The 16,783-nt window shown below is 71.3% G+C and carries 14 protein-coding genes; 11 read left to right on the top strand and 3 right to left on the bottom strand.

Annotated features, from left to right (window positions below):
- Positions 1-162 precede the first annotated feature (162 nt).
- The 8 genes from ABD331_RS59140 to ABD331_RS59105 all read left to right on the top strand — a co-directional run bounded on the left by ABD331_RS59140 (position 163) and on the right by ABD331_RS59105 (position 8,329).
- Positions 163-660, top strand: a complete 498-nt coding sequence (locus ABD331_RS59140; RefSeq protein ID WP_344496127.1) for a hypothetical protein — start codon at positions 163-165, stop codon at positions 658-660.
- Positions 657-2,132 carry a nucleotidyltransferase domain-containing protein gene (locus tag ABD331_RS59135; protein ID WP_344496125.1) on the top strand — a complete coding sequence of 492 codons (1,476 nt, stop codon included), beginning with the start codon at positions 657-659 and terminating at the stop codon, positions 2,130-2,132. The genes ABD331_RS59140 and ABD331_RS59135 overlap by 4 nt, the downstream gene beginning before the upstream one ends.
- On the top strand, positions 2,132-3,283 hold the full coding sequence (locus ABD331_RS59130; protein ID WP_344496123.1) for a hypothetical protein: 1,152 nt from the start codon (positions 2,132-2,134) through the stop codon (positions 3,281-3,283). Before ABD331_RS59135 ends, ABD331_RS59130 begins: the two co-directional genes overlap by 1 nt.
- On the top strand, positions 3,255-4,028 hold the full coding sequence (locus ABD331_RS59125; RefSeq protein WP_344496121.1) for an SDR family NAD(P)-dependent oxidoreductase: 774 nt from the start codon (positions 3,255-3,257) through the stop codon (positions 4,026-4,028). The genes ABD331_RS59130 and ABD331_RS59125 overlap by 29 nt, the downstream gene beginning before the upstream one ends.
- Positions 4,029-4,066: 38 nt before the next feature.
- A complete protein-coding gene (locus tag ABD331_RS59120; RefSeq protein WP_344496119.1) occupies positions 4,067-4,546 on the top strand; it encodes an NUDIX domain-containing protein in 480 nt (159 codons plus the stop codon).
- Positions 4,547-5,356: 810 nt separating this feature from the next.
- On the top strand, positions 5,357-7,024 hold the full coding sequence (locus ABD331_RS59115; RefSeq protein WP_344496117.1) for a hypothetical protein: 1,668 nt from the start codon (positions 5,357-5,359) through the stop codon (positions 7,022-7,024).
- A gap of 149 nt (positions 7,025-7,173) precedes the next feature.
- Positions 7,174-7,908 carry a hypothetical protein gene (locus ABD331_RS59110; protein WP_344496115.1) on the top strand — a complete coding sequence of 245 codons (735 nt, stop codon included), beginning with the start codon at positions 7,174-7,176 and terminating at the stop codon, positions 7,906-7,908.
- A 43-nt stretch (positions 7,909-7,951) separates the two neighbouring features.
- On the top strand, positions 7,952-8,329 hold the full coding sequence (locus tag ABD331_RS59105) for a hypothetical protein (protein ID WP_344496113.1): 378 nt from the start codon (positions 7,952-7,954) through the stop codon (positions 8,327-8,329).
- Positions 8,330-8,384: 55 nt separating this feature from the next.
- Here the strand turns inward: ABD331_RS59105 and ABD331_RS59100 are convergent, their stop codons facing one another.
- Entirely contained in the window at positions 8,385-8,522 is a 138-nt protein-coding gene (locus tag ABD331_RS59100) for an ATP-binding protein (protein ID WP_344496151.1), read from the bottom strand.
- A gap of 20 nt (positions 8,523-8,542) precedes the next feature.
- On the opposite strand from ABD331_RS59100, the gene ABD331_RS59095 reads away from it, so the two are divergent.
- Entirely contained in the window at positions 8,543-8,815 is a 273-nt protein-coding gene (locus ABD331_RS59095) for an ATP-binding protein (protein WP_344496149.1), read from the top strand.
- Between the two features lie 391 nt (positions 8,816-9,206).
- On the top strand, positions 9,207-11,132 hold the full coding sequence (locus ABD331_RS59090) for an SGNH/GDSL hydrolase family protein (protein WP_344496111.1): 1,926 nt from the start codon (positions 9,207-9,209) through the stop codon (positions 11,130-11,132).
- A gap of 56 nt (positions 11,133-11,188) precedes the next feature.
- Here the strand turns inward: ABD331_RS59090 and ABD331_RS59085 are convergent, their stop codons facing one another.
- Both ABD331_RS59085 and ABD331_RS59080 read right to left on the bottom strand, forming a co-directional pair.
- On the bottom strand, positions 11,189-13,966 hold the full coding sequence (locus ABD331_RS59085) for a helix-turn-helix transcriptional regulator (RefSeq protein ID WP_344496109.1): 2,778 nt from the start codon (positions 13,964-13,966) through the stop codon (positions 11,189-11,191).
- Between the two features lie 143 nt (positions 13,967-14,109).
- Positions 14,110-14,505, bottom strand: coding sequence for a dehydroquinate synthase/iron-containing alcohol dehydrogenase family protein (locus tag ABD331_RS59080; protein ID WP_344496148.1), 396 nt, complete (start codon positions 14,503-14,505; stop codon positions 14,110-14,112).
- Positions 14,506-14,788: 283 nt separating this feature from the next.
- On the opposite strand from ABD331_RS59080, the gene ABD331_RS59075 reads away from it, so the two are divergent.
- A complete protein-coding gene (locus tag ABD331_RS59075) occupies positions 14,789-16,627 on the top strand; it encodes an SDR family NAD(P)-dependent oxidoreductase (RefSeq protein WP_344496107.1) in 1,839 nt (612 codons plus the stop codon).
- The last annotated feature ends 156 nt before the right edge of the window (positions 16,628-16,783 follow it).

Genomic DNA, 16,783 nt, shown 5'->3' with positions numbered 1-16,783 from the left:
GCCGAAGGTTACGCGCCGTCGCGGGGGATGCACAGACGGATTGCGGAATCCGCATGCCGCATGCAGCTTGTGCACGCGCTCTCACACTGCGCAGATCAACCGGGGGACGGTAGGGCGGAGCCGGCCGCGACGGTGCCGGAGACGCGAAAGGTCCTCGATCCGATGATCGACACTGGGAACCTGCTCGCCGAGCCCGCCGGCGAGCCCGGCGCCTGCCCCCGGGCGGCGCTCGCGCGCGGTGCAGCCTCCACAGACGCGCCCACCCTGGTGGCGCTCAGCGGCCCGGATGCCGTCGGCAAGACCACCCAGATCCGGCTGCTGACCCGCCGTCTGGCTGACGCCTGCGACGCCGGCCCGCTGGAGACCTTCGACTCGCGCTGGCGCGCCGCCCATGAGCACGGCCTGGCCAGATGGTGGTTCACCGACGCGGCGCTGCCCGAGGTGGCCGACGTGCTGGCCTGCTCCTACCTGAACCGGGCCCGGCATGCCCGCACCCCGCGCGGACTGGTGCTGATCGACCGCGGCCCGGCCATGCTGCAGGCCAGCGTGACGGCCACCGCCGCGGTGCGGCTCGGCCTGGAGCACGCCCGGGCCGCCGAGCACGCCCGCGCGCTGCTCGCCCCTATGCCGGCGACCTCGAGGCGGCGTTTGCCGGGGTGAGCGAACTGCTGCTGCTACACGCCGCCGGCCCGGCACAGGGCGCCGCCCAGGCGCTGGCCCGCCAAGCCTCCACCACCCCGCTCTACCGGGCCTACCAGCACCTGCTGCACCAGCATCTGCACGCCCGCCCGCGCCCCAGCGACCATGACACTGGCGAGGCCATCGTGACCGGAACGGCCCCGATCATGCAGGTGCACCGGCAGGTGTGCCAGCGCCTGCGCACGCACGGCATCGACGTCGGCCTCCCGGTGATCGGCCAAGTGCGCGTCATCGCCCTGGGCGGCCTGTCGGAGAGCGGCAAGAGCAGCGCCGGCGCCTACCTGGCTGAGCGGCACGGCAGCGCCCGCCTGAAGATCGGTTACCTGCTGGAGTTGGCCGCGGCCCGCCACCGCATCGCCGATGTGTACGCGCTGGCGCCCGCTGAAGCGGCCGAACTGCTGGTGGATGAGCTTGACCGCTTCTGCGCCGCCCACCACTACCAGCGCCTGGTCAGCATTGAGAGCCTGCACAGCGACCAGGTCGCGGCCGCGCTCAAGCCGTTGCTCGGCGACGGCGTCCTGCTGTGCTACCTCGATGCCGGCCTGCAGGTCCGGAAGGGCCGCGGGGTGGACGGGCCCGGCGACGTCGTCGACCGCGATGCGGTCAAGCACGCCCGGGGGGCGGAGCAGGTCAAGGAGATCGCCGACGTGGTCGTGGCCAACGACGGCCCGCTGTACGCGCTGCAGCACCAGCTCGACCGGCTGGTCCGCCAGCGCGCCCAGGCCTGGCCGCTGACGGCGCCCCGCCGTACCCCGCTGGCCGACCTGGCGCTGCCGGAACCGTTGACCGCCTTCCTGCGCCAGCTCACCGGCGACCTCACGCGCCCGCGACCGCTCGTCGACCTGATCGCCGTCACCGGCAGCGCCGCCCGCGGCGGCTACACCGTCAACTGGAGCGACCTGGACGTGTTGCTGCTGGCCGAGCAGCCGCTCGTGCCCGCGAGCGCCGAGGCGGTCGCCCGCCACGAAGGGCTGCTCGGCGGCGTGAAACTCGGCCTCACTCTGATCAGTGCGGCCGAATGCCGCGCCGGCGTACTGCCGTCCCGGCTGCTGCACACCCTCGCCTCCATCGCCGCCGGCACCACGGCGGTCCTGTGGCACGCACCCGGACTGCGCCTGCCCTGCCCCGACCTGCACACCGTGGCGGCGGCAAGCACCGCCGACGCCACCCAAGCCGCCATCCAGATCCGGCGGCTGCTGCTACGCAGCCCGCTCCAGACGTGCGCGCTGTACAAGACGGCCGCGCTCCTGGCGAAGATCGTCCTGGCAGCGGAGGGCCGCCACCACGCCGCCGACCACGAGGCCCTGGCCGCCTTCGCCACGGTGACCGGCGAGCCGATCACCTGCCGGGGTCCCGGCGCCGGTGCGGCTGAGATCACCGCACTGGCCCAGCGAGTGCTCCACTGGTGGCTGGCCAGCCTGCAGGAGGCATGATGAGCCTGACCGAAGCCACCGACCGGCACGCCCGCATCCGCGACGAATCCAGCTGGCAGCACCGCGCCGACGGCACCTTCCACAAGACCATGCCCACCCACCGAGCCGAGGGCGAATATCGGGGCTGGCGCGCGCTGCGCGGCCTGGCGCCGGTGCCGCACCTGCTCGACCGCCGCCACGACGGCCCCCGCACCACGCTGATCTACCAGGACGTGTTCGCCGGCGGCCGCTGCACGCACCTGCTCGCCGACCTCATCACCGAGGCCGACGCCGAACCCGCCCACGTCCCGGCCGTCCGCGCGCTCATCAACGCCGTCTGCGACTCCTGGCAGCACAGCCACGACCGGACCGGCCGCCTGACACCGCTGCACGCCACCGTGCCCGCCCTGTACGCGGCCCGGCTGCGCCCCGGTGGCCGCCTGGACCGCTGGTACGGCGGAGCCCGCCCGTGCACCGTCCACACCCCGACCGGCAGCTACCGGATCGACCTGCCCGCCCTGCTCACCCGCCTGCGAACCCAGCTACCGCCCGGCAGCCGGTGGCCCAGCATGATCTCCCAAGGAGACCCGACCGAACCGAACATCGCCGGCCCATCGCTGTGCTGGCTCGACCTCGAGCACGCCGGACGCACCACGATCGCAGGAGAGGCGGCCAACCTCCTGGCCTACCTCCTCATTCTGGGCGGCTGGCTGATACCCGCCTACCAGCCCGGCACCTACGCCCGCACCGTCCGCCGGCGCGCCCCCGCGGACCGGCCCCACCTCCGTCATCTGCACATCACCGGCGGCCACATCACCGTGGACGCGGCCCTGCGCGCCGGGCCCGGCCGGCGCGCCGCGCTCGACGCGCTGCTGGAGCGGCTGCACGGCGACGTGGGACGGCTGCTCACCGCGCGCGGCTACGACGCGGGCACCATGTCCGCCCCCATGCCGATCCCCGGACTCGCCCCCGGGCCGGCCACTGCGCTGGCTCCCTGGCTGGCCCTGCGCATCCTCGGCGTCATCCCGCTGGCGAAGCTGTCCCCCTCGGATAGGGCGATCTGCCTGGCCCAGCTCGGCCGTATCCTCGACCCCTCACTCGACCTGACCGACCTGGCCACCACCCTCCCCTGGAGACCAGACCATGCCGCAGCCGATCCTTCCTCTCACTGACCAGGCCGCGCTCGTCACCGGCGGCGCCACCGGCATCGGCGCCGCCATCGCGAGCGCCCTGGCCGACGCGGGTGCGCACGTCGCCGTCGCCCACCCCGGCCACCAGGAGTACGAGGCGAGCACGATCATCACCGCGATCACCCGCACCGGCGGCCGGGGGATCAGCGTGAAGGCCGACATCACCCGCACCGCTGAGGTGAGCGCCATGATCGCCGACGTCACCGAGCAGCTCGGCCCGATCCGCATCCTGGTGAACAACGCAGGCGCTTATCCACGCATCCGCTGGACCGACTTGACCGAGGACCGCTGGATGGCGGCCATCGATCTCAACCTGACCGGCCACTACCGGTGCGCCCGCGCGGTGACTCCGTCCATGGTCGAACGCCGAGCCGGGCGCATCATCAACGTCGGCAGCATCACCGCCCGCAGCGGCCGCGCAGGCCTGGCCGCCTACGCAGCGGCCAAAGCCGGACTGCACGGCCTGACCCGCGCGCTGGCCCGCGAACTCGGCGGCCACGGCATCACCGTCAACACCGTGGTTCCCGGCCCCATCCAGGTGGAGCGCGAACGCCGGCTGCCCTCCGCCGACCGCACGCCCGTGCGCGACCAGCTCGCCCGCCAGTGCATCCCCCGGCGCGGGCAGCCAGCAGACGTCGCCGCGGCGGTCACCTTCCTGGCCGGCCCCGGCGCCGCGTTCATCACCGGCCAAAGCCTGCACGTCGACGGCGGCTGGCTGCTGCACTAGCCTGCGCGCCGTCCCTGCCGTGAGAGAGGATGCTCCTCATGCGTGAACGCGTCCGGGCCATTCTGATCGACCACGACGGCCATCTGCTCACCATCAAGCGGATCAAGCCAGGACAGCAACCGTACTGGGTGCTGCCCGGCGGCGGCGTCGAGGACACCGACACCTGCCTGGAAGATGCTCTCGCGCGGGAGTTGCGTGAAGAGCTCGGCGCCGAGACCGCCATCCACGCCCTCGTCCACGTCCTGGCTACCACCCACGACCGGCAGCATTTCTTCCTCGCCCGCCTGCTGCACTACAACCTCGCCGACAGGAGCGGACCCGAACTCACCGAGCCCGGCCGCGGCCAGTACCTTGCCGAACACGTCCCCCTCACCGAGGCGGGTATCGGCGCCATCACACTGCAGCCCCCGCAAATCGCGGCCTTCCTCACCCGGTCTCTCACCGCCCCCGACGGTCTCTTCACATTGCCCGACCTGCGCCTGCGCAACCCAGAACGGCAACCTCAACCGGCGCGGTAGCGGCCAAGCCGGACGAACGCCGCTGGGCCAACGGCGTAAGGCGGCGCCGATGACGGGTATCTCGATGATGGGAAGCTCACGGCCGGGACAGGTTACGCAGTTGCACACATCCCTGACCGTGACGGATCGCCGCTGGGCTCCGTCATGACAGGTGCGACAGGCACGTCCCGTCCCAGCCCTGCCGTCCCAGCGGGGGTGCTGCTGGGCCGGGTTGCTGCTGGGGCCGGCAGCCGCACCCCAAGCACGCTGGCGCACCAAGGACGTCCGCGAACGCGCCACGGTGTGGACGATGGTCAAATCAATGGTCACCGGCATCCGTCCTGCCGGTAGTTGCCCGAACATGGGGCGGGCCGGATGGTGCAGCCTGTCGGCGTGGCACATCTGCGTTGCCGTCTGAGGCCGGGCCTGCCTGCGGTACTGTCGCCCGCGGGGTCGCCAGAACCCATCCCATCGGCCTGGCGGCCCCTCGTCTGCCTGCGGCGCGGAATGCAGAGTGCCTCTTCGAGTGGCGGGGTGTCGGGCACGTGCCCGCGCGACGGTCAGGCAAGTCCCTTCGCGGGCTCGTTCGGGACTGATGGACGTGGACGTCAACCTGAACGAACCGCCCATGCCCGGCAAGGTCTCCTGCGACCAGGCCAAACGCCTCGCGCAGGCTTTCCTCGAGGGCCAGCCGCACAAGGATCGCGGCCCTCGCCACCCCCCTGTTCAAGGGCCGCATCCAGGAACTCGGCGACCAGCCCTTCACGGCGATACCGCAACATGCGAATATACGTTCGAAGAAAGAAGATCGTCTTTCGGAACGGAGTGCATGTGCGTCCCTCAGCCTCTGAACGCATCGGCCGATTAGTCGCCTCGGCCGGGTCCCTGCTCCTGGCGGCGAGCCTGCTCGCCGCCCCAGCCCCCGCTGCCGCGGCCGCCGATCTCGTCGCCGACCTCGGGGTCGCGGGCAAGGGCGGGGACCTGGTGGCCGGCCACGGCAAGGTCTTCGTCGCCGCCGATGACCGGATCGTGGTCACGCATCTCGACGGCGAGGCCGTCACCACGATCGGCGGCCTGTCCGGGGTCACCGCCCTGTCCGCGCCGGACGGCGCCAGGAAGGTGTACGCGACTCTGAGCGGCACGCATGAGGTGATCGAGATCGACACCGCCACGGTCGCCGTCACCCGGCGGATCGATCTGTCCGCGTATCCGTGCCCGTCCACGCTGGCGCAGGCCCACAACCGGCTGTGGATCGGATACGGCTGCGGCGGGGCGGGTGAGGGAGGGGTCGTCGCGCTGGAGGTGCGGGACACCCCCGTCTTCGTCAAGGTCGGGCCGGCCACGACCCGGCCTCCGCTGGTCGCGGTCGCCGGCGCCTTCCTCGCCGTGTCGGAGCCGGGACTCAGCCCGGCCACCGTCAGGTTGTACGACGTCAACCGTGACCCGGGCAACCCGCTCGGCGAGATCGTCGGCGACGCGGACGGGCTGCCGCCCCTGGAGGACCTGGCCCTCGCCTACCAAGGGTCGGCGGTGCTGCCGGTGCCGTCAGGCGCCCATCGCTTCGACGCCTGGGACACCACGACCTTCGACCGGGCCCACGCCTACGACGAGAAGGGGCCGGCCGGGCACGACCTGGCCGCCACCGTCGCGGCCAGCGAGAACGGCTACTACGTCGTGGGCGGCTGGAACTCCGCCGCGGGTGACGCGGCGGAGCTCGTGGTCTACGACGCGACCACGACAGAGGTGATCTACTCGGCCGGTCACCAGGGAAAGGTGCTGGTGCCGGGCAGCATCGGCTTCTACGGCATCTACACCTTCGCGGTGCTGAAGGAGCCCGGCACCGGGCGCATGCATCTGTGGCGGCTTCCGTCCGCGCCCTACCACTCCTCGGCCCTGACCCTGACGGCGCCCGCCGAGGCGAACGCGCTCAAGCCGCTGACCATCAGCGGACGGCTCACGCTCAGCACCGGGGCGGTCCCCGGCGTGCAGACGCTGGAACTGTACAGCTGGCTCCCCGACGGCACGGACCGGCCCTTCCGGGAGGTCACCACAGCGGCGGACGGGACTTATGCGTTCACCGACACCCCACCGGGTCTCGGGGCGTTCAGGTATCGCCTGTCCTGGCCGGGCAACTCCTGGTACGACGGGGCCTACGCGACGGCGACCGTCACGGTGGCCAGGTACGAACCGGCGCTCACGGTGAACGGGCCCGCCACGGGCGCCGTCGGCGAGCTGCTGGAGTTCAGCGGCTCCTTTGCCGCCGAGGGCGTCGTCTACCCGCGCACGACGGTCACCGTCAGCCGCAGGGCCGTCGCGCCGGACGGCACCGTCACCACCAAGGGTCAGAAGCTGGCCGCTGCCACCGACGGGACGTTCGCCTTCACCGACACGCCGGCCACGGCCGGGACGCACACCTACACCGTCACGCTGGTCGGCAGCTCGACCGTCAAGGGAACGAGCACCTATCACGTGGTCACCGTCGTCGAGCCGGCGCGATAGCGTCCCAGAGCCGGGGCCTGCCTCTCGTAGGCCCCGGTGATGCCTGCCGCGGCGGCGCGCAGGGGCTCCACCAGCCGGGGCAGCTCGCGGGCGCGCCACGCGCACAGCATGCCCAGCGGTGCGACGGCTCACAGCAGGGTGGTTTGCTCGTGATCGGGCAGGTCGAAGTGGGTGACCAGGCCAGCGTCGACGAGTTCCGTCGCGGTGATCAGTGCTTTCTCACCGGCGTTGCGCTGGCCGCTCAGCAGAATCGACCCCGCAGGCTGCAGCTCGCCCGGCAGTTCTTCCGCTTCGCCAAGAGCCACAAGATGATCCTGGTCGACCCCACCAGCGGACTGTCGGCGAAAGCGCCCAAGAGCTTCATCGGCAAGACCCTCACCCTCGACCAGCAGCGACGCCTCTTCCAGCGATGGACCACCGACCCGGCCGTCCACCCGCACGAGGCTCTGCTGGGCATTCTCGCCCTGCTTCACGGCGCCTCCAGCAGCGAGGTCCGCCACCTGCGACTGGATGCCATCGACCGGCCCGGCCGCACCATCCGCCTTGGGCAACGTCCCCGCCCCGTGCCCCTGGACCCGGTCAGCTGGACCACCATCCAAAGGTGCGTGGCTCACCGCGAGAACCAGCGCACCAGCAACCCTCATCTGATGGTCACCAAGGGCACCAAGGCGGGGCGGAACCCGGCCTCTGTCGCCTATGTCAGCCACGTTCTCGACCCGGCTGGTATCTCGCCGCGGACGCTCCGCTCCACTCGCCTGATCGACCTGGTCAACGCCATGGACGCCAAGCTCGTCGCCGCGGCCTTCGGGATGAACCCCGAAGGCGTCATGATCTATCTCGCCGACCGGGTCGACTCTGACCGCATGCCCGAAACGATGGCATAAGCCTTCGCTGCCGAGGCCATGACGTCACCAGCACAATGGGGACATGTCGTTCCTCGTCTGCGCCCGCTGCGGCCACCGCCTCACTACCGCGATCCAGCAGCAGGAAGCTCCGCCGGCCGACCGAGACGTTCCGGGCAAACCCCTGGTCGTCCTGGGCACCTATGCGACGAGCTGGAATTACGGCTTTGTCCTGCACCCCCACGATGTCAAGGGAGCAGAACGACACGCCGATTCTCGGCGTTGGAGCGGATGTTGCGGTCCTTCGGGGCTGGATGGCCCCAACCTCATCTGCTCTGGCTGCCAGACCGAGATCGGCACCCAGGAGTCGGACTGTTGGAAGCCGCACTTCGTCGTGACCCTCCCCGATGCAACCCAGATGCGCACCGATCGCCACGCAACAGATTCCGATCAACGCTCATGACGCGCCCAAGAAGTGACGCCGAACCTGTGCAGTTTCGGCGTCACCTGACACAAGTTCACGCGAACATATGCGCTTTGCCGAAGGACTCGTTGGAGGCGATGGCGACGCTGGCGGTCTCCTCGCGGTCAGCGAGGACCTGGAACAGCAGGTCAGCGCCGCGTTTGTCGAGTTCGAGGTAGCCGAGCTCATCGATCTATGCGGATATCCGCATAGATCGATGAGGTCGGCTACCTCCCCTTCGACCAAGACGCCGCGAACCTGTTCTTCCAGCTTGTGGCCTCCCGCCATGAGCTGGGTTCGATCATGGTCACCTCGAATCCGCCCTTCGGACGCTGGGGCGAGACCTTCTCCGACGACGTCGTCGCCGCAGCGATGATCGACCGTCTCGTCCATCATGCCGAGGTCCTCACCCTGACCGGTGATTCCTATCGGACCCGTCAGCGACGCGAACCACTGGCCAAGGAGAACCGCGCCAGCAGCGGCTGAACCAGCCTTCCTGCGCTGTCCGCCGCCGCAAGAGCCCCACACCTCGCCATGAGCATGACCCCGTCGCCCGGTGCCGCGATCGCTGACGGCCAGCCCCGCTGCACCCGCGGTCGTCCTTTCCGCTCTCGCCACATGCCGTACGTGCCTTACGAGATCACGCTCTGACCTGCGGGAAGAGGTCAAGAATCCAAGATGACCATCGACGCCGCAGCCCACGCGTCTTGATGTCGTGAGTTGAGGACGATGCCAACCTGGGCGGTCGTCCTCCCCGAGGGCAAAAAGTCGGGGTGGTCGGGTGGGGAGCACCCGATGTTAGGGGGCGCGCGGGGGCGGAGGATGCCTGCGGTACGACATCCCGTTTGTCCCCTCCGGCGAAAAGGAATCCACGCTGATGCGACCTCCCCACCCGTTACGGCGCTGGCTCACGCTGGGCCTGATCGGGCTCGTGGCCGCCCTCGTCGCGACCGTGCTGACCAGCGGTACGGCCTCCGCGGGGCCGGTCCCGCCTCTGCCGACCACAGGGCCGATCACGCCGACGTTCAAGCCCGTGCCGAACTTCCCCCCGCCCCCCTTCACGCCGCCGCCGGCAATCCCCGACCCCACCCCCGAGCCGACGAAGCGCTACTTCAAGGGGGCGGTGGTCGGCGACAGCTACACCAGCGGCGAGGGCGCCAGCCACGACAGCGTCTACAACGGATATCCCACGGAGCTGTTCAAGCACCAGTCCGGGTACGCACCCGCCCATCTGGCCTGGGCCTACCTGCAGCAGGGCCGTTACCCGGTCGGCTCGTACACGATCCTGCCGCAGGAGATCCGCTCCAAGTGGGGCGGCGACGAGTTCCACTTCAACGCCTCGTCAGGGGCCGAGACCAAGCATCTCAAACAGCAGCAGTGCGAGGACAAGAGCTGCAGCGTCGTACGCAACCCGCCCCAGCTCGACGGCGTTCCCGCGGACTCCGACTACGTCTACTTCGGGCTCGGCGGCAACGACGCCGGCTTCGGGCCGATGCTGTCGTCCGCGATCGCCTCGCACTACGTCGGCTGGCTGGACGAGGACATCCACGACCCGTCGATCGCCAAACACCAGGCGCGCGACGTGCACTTCGAGGTGGACAGGCTGCTCAAGCGGATCCCGCAGGTCTCGGCGAACGTCGAGCAGGGCCTGGTGGACACCCATCTCAAGGCGGGCAAGGCGGCGATCATCGTGGCGCTCTACCCGCTGGCCGTCAAGGCGTCCGGCAACACCGGCATCACGCAGATCACCGGCGAGGCGCTGGACGAGATGTACCGGTTCGCCGTCGCGGTCAACAACGCGATCAAGCAGGCGGTCGAGAACTTCCGCGCCAGGTATCCCTCCGTCAAGCTCCACGTCTTCGACCCCAACACGGCCGGGCCGAACGGCACCAGCGTGGTGGCCGGTCATGAGCTCGGCCAGCCGGCGTCGTACTTCAACGGGCTGAAGATCCGCTGGGAGCTCGTCGGCAACACCAAGACCTTCAAGATCGTCCAGGACAGCTTCCACCCGAACGAGCCGGGCGCGGTGGCGATGGGCAAGGCGCTGGCGACCTTCATGGCCGGCGTGTTCCCCGACCTCTTCCCGAACGGGCCCGACTTCGCCAACGTGCACACCAACCCGATCGCCGACACGCAGGACCCGGAGCTCGAGCGGGAGTTCGAGGAATGGGCGCGCGCTCATCCCGAGCTGATGTGCGAGGGGGTCGAGATCGACAGCATCTGCCACTTCATCCGGCCCAACGGGGAGACCAAGTTCCCTGTGACCATCGTGACCGATCCGATCCCGTTCCCCGCGATTCCGGGGGCGCAGGTGGTCAGCGGTGGCATCGGCGGTGGCGTCACCTACGGAAGCGGCTACAACTGGATTCCGGCCACGTACACGTATCCGACCGGGGAATCGGGCCAGCACGGCGGTTCGAGCACCGTCCCAGGCGGCACCGGCAGTCCCGGCGGCACGGGCAGTACCGGCAGCACGGGAAGCACGGGAAGCACGGGAAGCACCGGCAGCACGGGAAGCACGGGCAGTACCGGCAGCACCGGTAGTACCGGCGGGACCGGTAGTACCGGCGGGGCCACGAACACGCCCAGCGGTGACCCGTGCAAGCCCGTCCAGGTGGAGCCGGGCAGCGGTGGCGAAACCATGCAGATCTCGACGTCCGTGGTGAGCGGCGGCGGCCTCCAACTGCCCGTCCAGCTCTTCTGGATCCATTTCGCGAACACCAAGTCGCACCCGGACCCCTGCTCGCCCAGCATTTTCATCAACGACGACATCACAGAGATCACCAGCGAGGAGTGGGCGTAGAAGCACCAGCCCGGGACCGCCGGACGGCCGCGAGCCGCCCGGCGGCCCCGGGGGCCTCAGCCGCTCGCGGGGAGGTCGCCGCCGGCGGCCAGGCGCCTGGCCAGGGCCACCCGGGACCGCACGTCGTACTTGCTGAAGATCCGCGACACGTGCGTCTCCACCGTCTTCTGGCTGACCTGGAGCCGCTCGGCCACCTCCCGGTTGGTCAGCCCCTGGCTGATCAGCTCGGCCACCTCCCGCTCCCGCCCCGTCAGCGCCGTCTCCCGCGCCGCGTGCCGCTGCCCGCGCGCGGCGAGCTGCCGCTCCACCCGGGTCAGCCGCCCGGCCAGCCAGTCCGCCCCCGACTCCCGGTACGCGGCCTTGGCCCGCCCGATCTCGGCGCGGCTCGCCGTCACCTCGCCCAGCCGGTCGTGGAGGGTGGCGAGCAGCTGGTGGGCCAGGCCGCGCTCGACGACCGCGCCGCTCTCGGCGAACCGCTCGGCGGCGATCCCGGCGGCGGCCACGGCACCCGGCAGGTCGTCGTGGCCGCTCAGCGCGCGGGCGCGGGCGTCGTGGGCGAGCCCGAGCCGGTACGGCAGGTCCTCCGCGGCCTCGATCGCCGCCGCCGACCGGGCCAGCGCGGTGGCCACGTCCCCGTCGGCCCCGGCCAGGATCGACTCCACGGCCAGCCGTTCCACCTCGGTGTCTCGGGTCAGGACCGGCGGCAGCGGATGGCGGGCCGCGGCCCGCCCGGCCAGCCGTACCCTGGCCACCGGCACGTACGCCATCGCCTGCCACCACGCCGACCCCGGCCCGTCGGCGGCCAGCGAGTCGGCCAGCTCCATGGCGGCCTCGACGCCGTTCCGCCACAGCACCGGCAGCAGCAGCACGCAGCGGGCCATCGCCAGCGTCTCGCTGCTGCGGATGTACTCCGACGCCGCCGCGGCGTGCTCGGCGAGGTCGATGGCCTCCGCCAGCCGGCCCGCCCTGGCCTTGAGCTGCGCCTGCCCGATCAGCAGGTACGGCATCGCGTAGCTGCGCCCTGAGGCGGTCGCCAGCTCGACGCCCCTGGCGAGATGGCGCTCGGCGTCAAGCGGCCGGTGCAGGACGATCTCGCTCCACGACAACGGCGCGACCAGCTCGACGTGCGGCACGAGGGCGGTGTCGGAGGCGCTGTCCATCAGCCAGCCGGCCCGCCTGCTGTGCGCCCGCGCCGCCGCGAGGTCGCCGTCCTGCAGGCAGGCCACCCCCATCAGCGCGTACGCCGCCGCCTCCAGCGCGGGATCGGCCGTCTCCGACACCATCGTGAGCGCTTCGCGCGCGTGCCGCCTGGCGCCTCCGGGGTCGGAGCGCAGCATCGCCACGGCGGCCAGCTCGGCCAGCAGCTGAGCGCGTACCCGCCCCTCGGCCTTGCGGGTCTGCGCGCTCAGCAGCGCCTGCGCCTCGTCCAGCCGCCCGAGCATGCGCGAGATCACCGAGGAGAAGGCCACCGCGGCCGAGGCCACCTCGGGCGGCAGGTGGATGACCTCGTGCAGGATGCGCCGGCTCTCCGTCAGCGAGCCCATCACGCCGGTGCCGCGCGCCAGCCCGGTGAGCAGCCTGCCCCGGTACGGGACGAGGTCGTCGCGCTCCGGCAGCACCCGCAGCGCCTCGCGGAGCAGCCGTACGGCGGTCGCCGGAGCCGAGTCCAGGTAGGCGATGCCCGCGTCGCCCAGCGTCCTGGCGGCCCGCTCGTCACCGGGCTCGGCGCACCGCTCGGTGTGGTGGGCCAGCAGCGCGAGCGAGCCGTCGGTGCGGCGCAGGTGGCCGGCGACCCTGGCGTGGGCGGCCACGCGCCAAGCCGCCCCGCACGTGTCGTACGCGGCGGCCCGCACCAGCGGATGCCGGAAGGCGAACCGCGCGCCCGCCAGCGTGCCGAGGCCGTGCCGGCACAGCTCGTCCACGGCGGCTGCGGCGCTGGCCGCGTCCAGCTCGGCGACGTCGGAGATGACGACGGGCGAGGCCAGCTCCCCGGCGACCGCCGCCGCGTGGGCCGCCCGCCGGCCGGCGGGCGTGAGCCGGTCCAGCTCCCGGCGCAGCACGGCCAGCAGCGTCTGTTCGAGGGCGTGCGTGGCGCCCGGCCGCCCTTCGGCCAGCTCGCTCAGGAGCCGGTCGTCGGCGTCCAGCAACGCCCGCAGGAACAGCGGGTTGCCGCCGCTGGCCCGGTACATCAGCCGCCGGCGGCCCGGGTTCACCTGCGGCGGCACCAGCAGCGCCGCCGCGTCCTCGTCGAGCGGGGCCAGGCTCACCCGGGTGACGTGCGGGTCCCGCCGCGCGACGGCCTCGGCGACCGCGGGCGGGACGGTGCCCGTACGGCAGGCGAGGGCCAGCGTGAACCCGGCGGCCGGCGGGCGGCGGAGCAGGAACTCGGTCAGTTCGAGCGAGGGCGCGTCGGCCCAGTGCAGGTCGTCCAGTGCCACCACGGCGCCGCGGTCGTCGGCCAGCCGGCCCAGGAGCGACCGGATGCCGCGGTAGGTGTGGTAACGATCGAGCTGGTCGGCCTTGCCCGCCGACAGCAGTATGCTCAGCGCCGCCTCCGCGGGCCCGCCTCCGGGAGCGGTGTCGGACAGGCGGGTGAAGGCGTCCACGTAGACGCCGAACGGGACGAGCCGCTCGAACTCGGTGGCGCTGCCGGCCAGCACCGTGCGCCCGGCCGCCTCCGCCCGCTCGACAAGGTGCTCCAGCAGCCGGGTCTTGCCGACCCCCGGCTCCCCGTCGATGAGCACCAGGCGGTGGCCGCCGGCGATCGCGGCCTCCACCAAGGACCTCTCTCCGGCCCGCCCCACCAGCTTGGGCCGTAACACCGCCTCGGTCATCGCAGACCCCCGGTCCCGCAGAAAGCCGCCCCAGGATACGGATGATCTTACCCAGGGCGTGCGGGGCCGCACAGGGGGCAGCCGGAATACGGGAGAAAGACAGGGTCAGTGGGGTGGCGAACTCGTCGTCACGGGAAAGGCCGTCACTGTCTCTGCTCCCGAGTCAGGACATGTCGGGTCCGGTCCCCGGTCCAAGCCGCTTCGAGGATCGCGGTCAGGCTGGCGGTGTCGGTCAGGCCCGGATGGTTCTGGATCAAGCGGGTGACACCACCGGCCATCTCCGCGAAGCGCGGGAGGTCGGCGCGTGCCACGCCGATGTCCGCCAGGGCGGCAGGGATGCCGATGTCAGCGAGAAGCCCGTCGAGCCAGGTGAGGAACATGTCCGCGGCCTCGGCGTCCGAGGCGCCGGTCACGTCGAGCCCGCACACCCCGGCGAGGATGGCCAGCCGGTCGCCGATGGCGTCCCTGGCCGCGTCCAGCGTGTAGGGCAGCAGCAGCCCGACGCCCAGGCCGTGCGGTGTGCGGGTGGCCGCGCCGATCCAAGGGTGAAACTATTGGACCGGCGTCGGCGTGCATGCTGGGACAGGCCGGCGCTGCCCGACCGGCGCGACGGGCATCACCCCGTCCGTGCGCTGTCGGGGACCGCCCGGTGACCGGCCGGAGGTGGTGCGGGCCGGTCCGGGTGCACAGCCAGGTGCTGCCTCGTTGTGGTGGTGCGCAGCGTGCTGGCTTCCCGACGGGAAGCGGGCGCGTTCCCTTCCGTGCCGGTGAGCGTGCGCACCCCGGCGGCAAGGTGCGCAAGACGCACAGCCGCTGCAGTCGATGACCTTCGGCGAGTACTGGACCACGTGGGTGGAGCGGCACCGGCGCCTCAAGGACGTCCGCAAGTCCACGCTGACCCACTACATCACCCACCATGACGTGCATTTCGGCGAGGTCCTCGACGAGGTCCGACTGGACCGCATCTTCGTGCCCACCATCGAGAAGGTCTTCTCCCGCATCGACGAGAAGAACGCTCAGATTCTGGCCGCCCGCCGCTCCGACGACCCTGACATCCGCAACTCGGTCCGTGGCAAGGGCCCGACCGGGCCGGTGACCGAACAACGCATCAGGGCCACGCTCCGGAGCGTGCTGGCCGACGCCATGCGCGAGCACCTGGTCGCCTTCAACGCCGCTGCCCTGATGCACCTGCCTACGGGCAGGAAACCCAAGGGCCTGGTGTGGACCAAGGCCCGGGTCGAGGCGTTCGACCGGGCCTTCGCCAAGCGCCTCGAGGCGGTGCGCGCCGACCCCGACCTCCGTCGTCGCCGGACCATCACGGTGTGGGCCTGCGCTGACCTGCGTCCCTCTCCCGTCATGGTGTGGACCCCGGCCCAGCTCGGCGCGTTCCTCGATCATGCCGTCACCGATCGGCTGTACGCGCTGTTCCATCTGGTCGCTTTCCGCGGGCTGCGCCGCGGCGAGGCATGCGGTGCGCGCTGGAGCGACCTCGACACCGACGAAGGCACGCTGTCGGTGACCACGCAGCTCACAGTCGTCAACGGACAGGTCGAAGAGGGCGCCCCGAAGACCGACTCCTCCGACAACCTGGTCTCCCTCGACCTCCGATCTCTACACCGCTGTGCTGCCGGAGGTGGCGCACGCCGCGGCGGAGGCCAGCGCCGCCCTGGTGCCCCGGACGGCTCCCCCGGGAGAGGACTGTCCGCGACCCGCGGTCTCCCTTCGGTCTCCCCGCTCCCCCTACCCCCGCACCATCCCACTTGCCAGAGGAGAAACAGGAGGTCAGCGGTATGGCCAGCGCCTGCGGAGCAGAATCCGGCTGCGGCAACGGGGGATCGGCGATCCCCCGATAACCGCTCTCTGCACCCGCGCCGCCGGCCACGCCAAGCTCAAGACATGAACATCTCCGGAAACACCATCTTCATCCCCGGCGCCACCAGCGGCATCGGCCTAGCCCTCGCCCTCGCCCTGCGCGCCAGGAACAACACCGTCATCATCGGCGGCCGGCGTACGGACCTGCTCGACCGCATCGCCGCCGAGAACCCCGGCCTCGACACGGTGCGCATCGACACGACGGACGCGGCGAGCGTCGAGGCCGCCGCCAAGCAGGTGCTGGCCCGCCACCCCGGCCTGAACGTGCTGATCACGATGGCCGGCATCATGCGGATCGAGGACTGGCGGCGGCCCGAGTCGTTCCTGGCCTCCGCCGAGGAGGTGGTGACGACCAACGTGCTGGGCCCGATCCGGCTCATCGCCGCGTTCGTCGAGCACCTGCAGACGCGGCCGGACGCCACGATCGTCACGGTCTCGTCGGGGCTGGCGTTCGCGCCGCTCAAGGTGACGCCGAGCTACAACGCCTCCAAGGCCGCGATCCACATGCTGAGTGAGTCGCTGCGGCTGCAACTGGAGGGTACGGGGGTGAAGGTCGTGGAGCTGGAGCCGCCGTCCGTGCGGACGGCGCTGCTGCCCGGGCAGGAGGAGAGCGAGTTCGCGATGCCGCTGGAGGAGTTCGTGGCGGAGGTCGTGGAGCTGCTGGAGACGCAGCCGGACGCGAAGGAGATTCAGGTGGAGCGGGTGAAGTTCCTGCGGTACGGGGAGGCGCGGGGGGATTACGAGCAGGTCGTGGCGATGCTGAACGCGGCCGATCCGCACGGGAACTAGGTAGCTGGTGTTAAGAGGTCGATCCTGGTCGGTTGCGTCTCGATCGCGGTCTGCTGAGCCGGGCCTGTGATCGAGCTTGGGTGGCCCAACCATTTGCGGGGTTCGGGCCGGCCCTGCGCTGCCGAGTCGTCCACAGGGGGTCCTGAGTGGTGTCCA

The organism is Nonomuraea monospora, assembly GCF_039531895.1.
Taxonomy (GTDB): Bacteria; Actinomycetota; Actinomycetes; order Streptosporangiales; family Streptosporangiaceae; genus Nonomuraea; species Nonomuraea monospora.
The sequence above is the reverse complement of the archived record's forward strand: the minus strand, read 5'-3'. Positions and strand labels throughout refer to the sequence as shown.

Coding starts and splice junctions, on each gene's coding strand:
- ABD331_RS59140 (WP_344496127.1), top strand. CDS start 163: ATGATCGACACTGGGAACCTGCTCGCCGAGCCCGCCGGCGAGCCCGGC.
- ABD331_RS59130 (WP_344496123.1), top strand. CDS start 2,132: ATGAGCCTGACCGAAGCCACCGACCGGCACGCCCGCATCCGCGACGAA.
- ABD331_RS59125 (WP_344496121.1), top strand. CDS start 3,255: ATGCCGCAGCCGATCCTTCCTCTCACTGACCAGGCCGCGCTCGTCACC.
- ABD331_RS59120 (WP_344496119.1), top strand. CDS start 4,067: ATGCGTGAACGCGTCCGGGCCATTCTGATCGACCACGACGGCCATCTG.
- ABD331_RS59105 (WP_344496113.1), top strand. CDS start 7,952: ATGTCGTTCCTCGTCTGCGCCCGCTGCGGCCACCGCCTCACTACCGCG.
- ABD331_RS59090 (WP_344496111.1), top strand. CDS start 9,207: ATGCGACCTCCCCACCCGTTACGGCGCTGGCTCACGCTGGGCCTGATC.
- ABD331_RS59085 (WP_344496109.1), bottom strand. CDS start 13,966: ATGACCGAGGCGGTGTTACGGCCCAAGCTGGTGGGGCGGGCCGGAGAG.
- ABD331_RS59075 (WP_344496107.1), top strand. CDS start 14,789: ATGACCTTCGGCGAGTACTGGACCACGTGGGTGGAGCGGCACCGGCGC.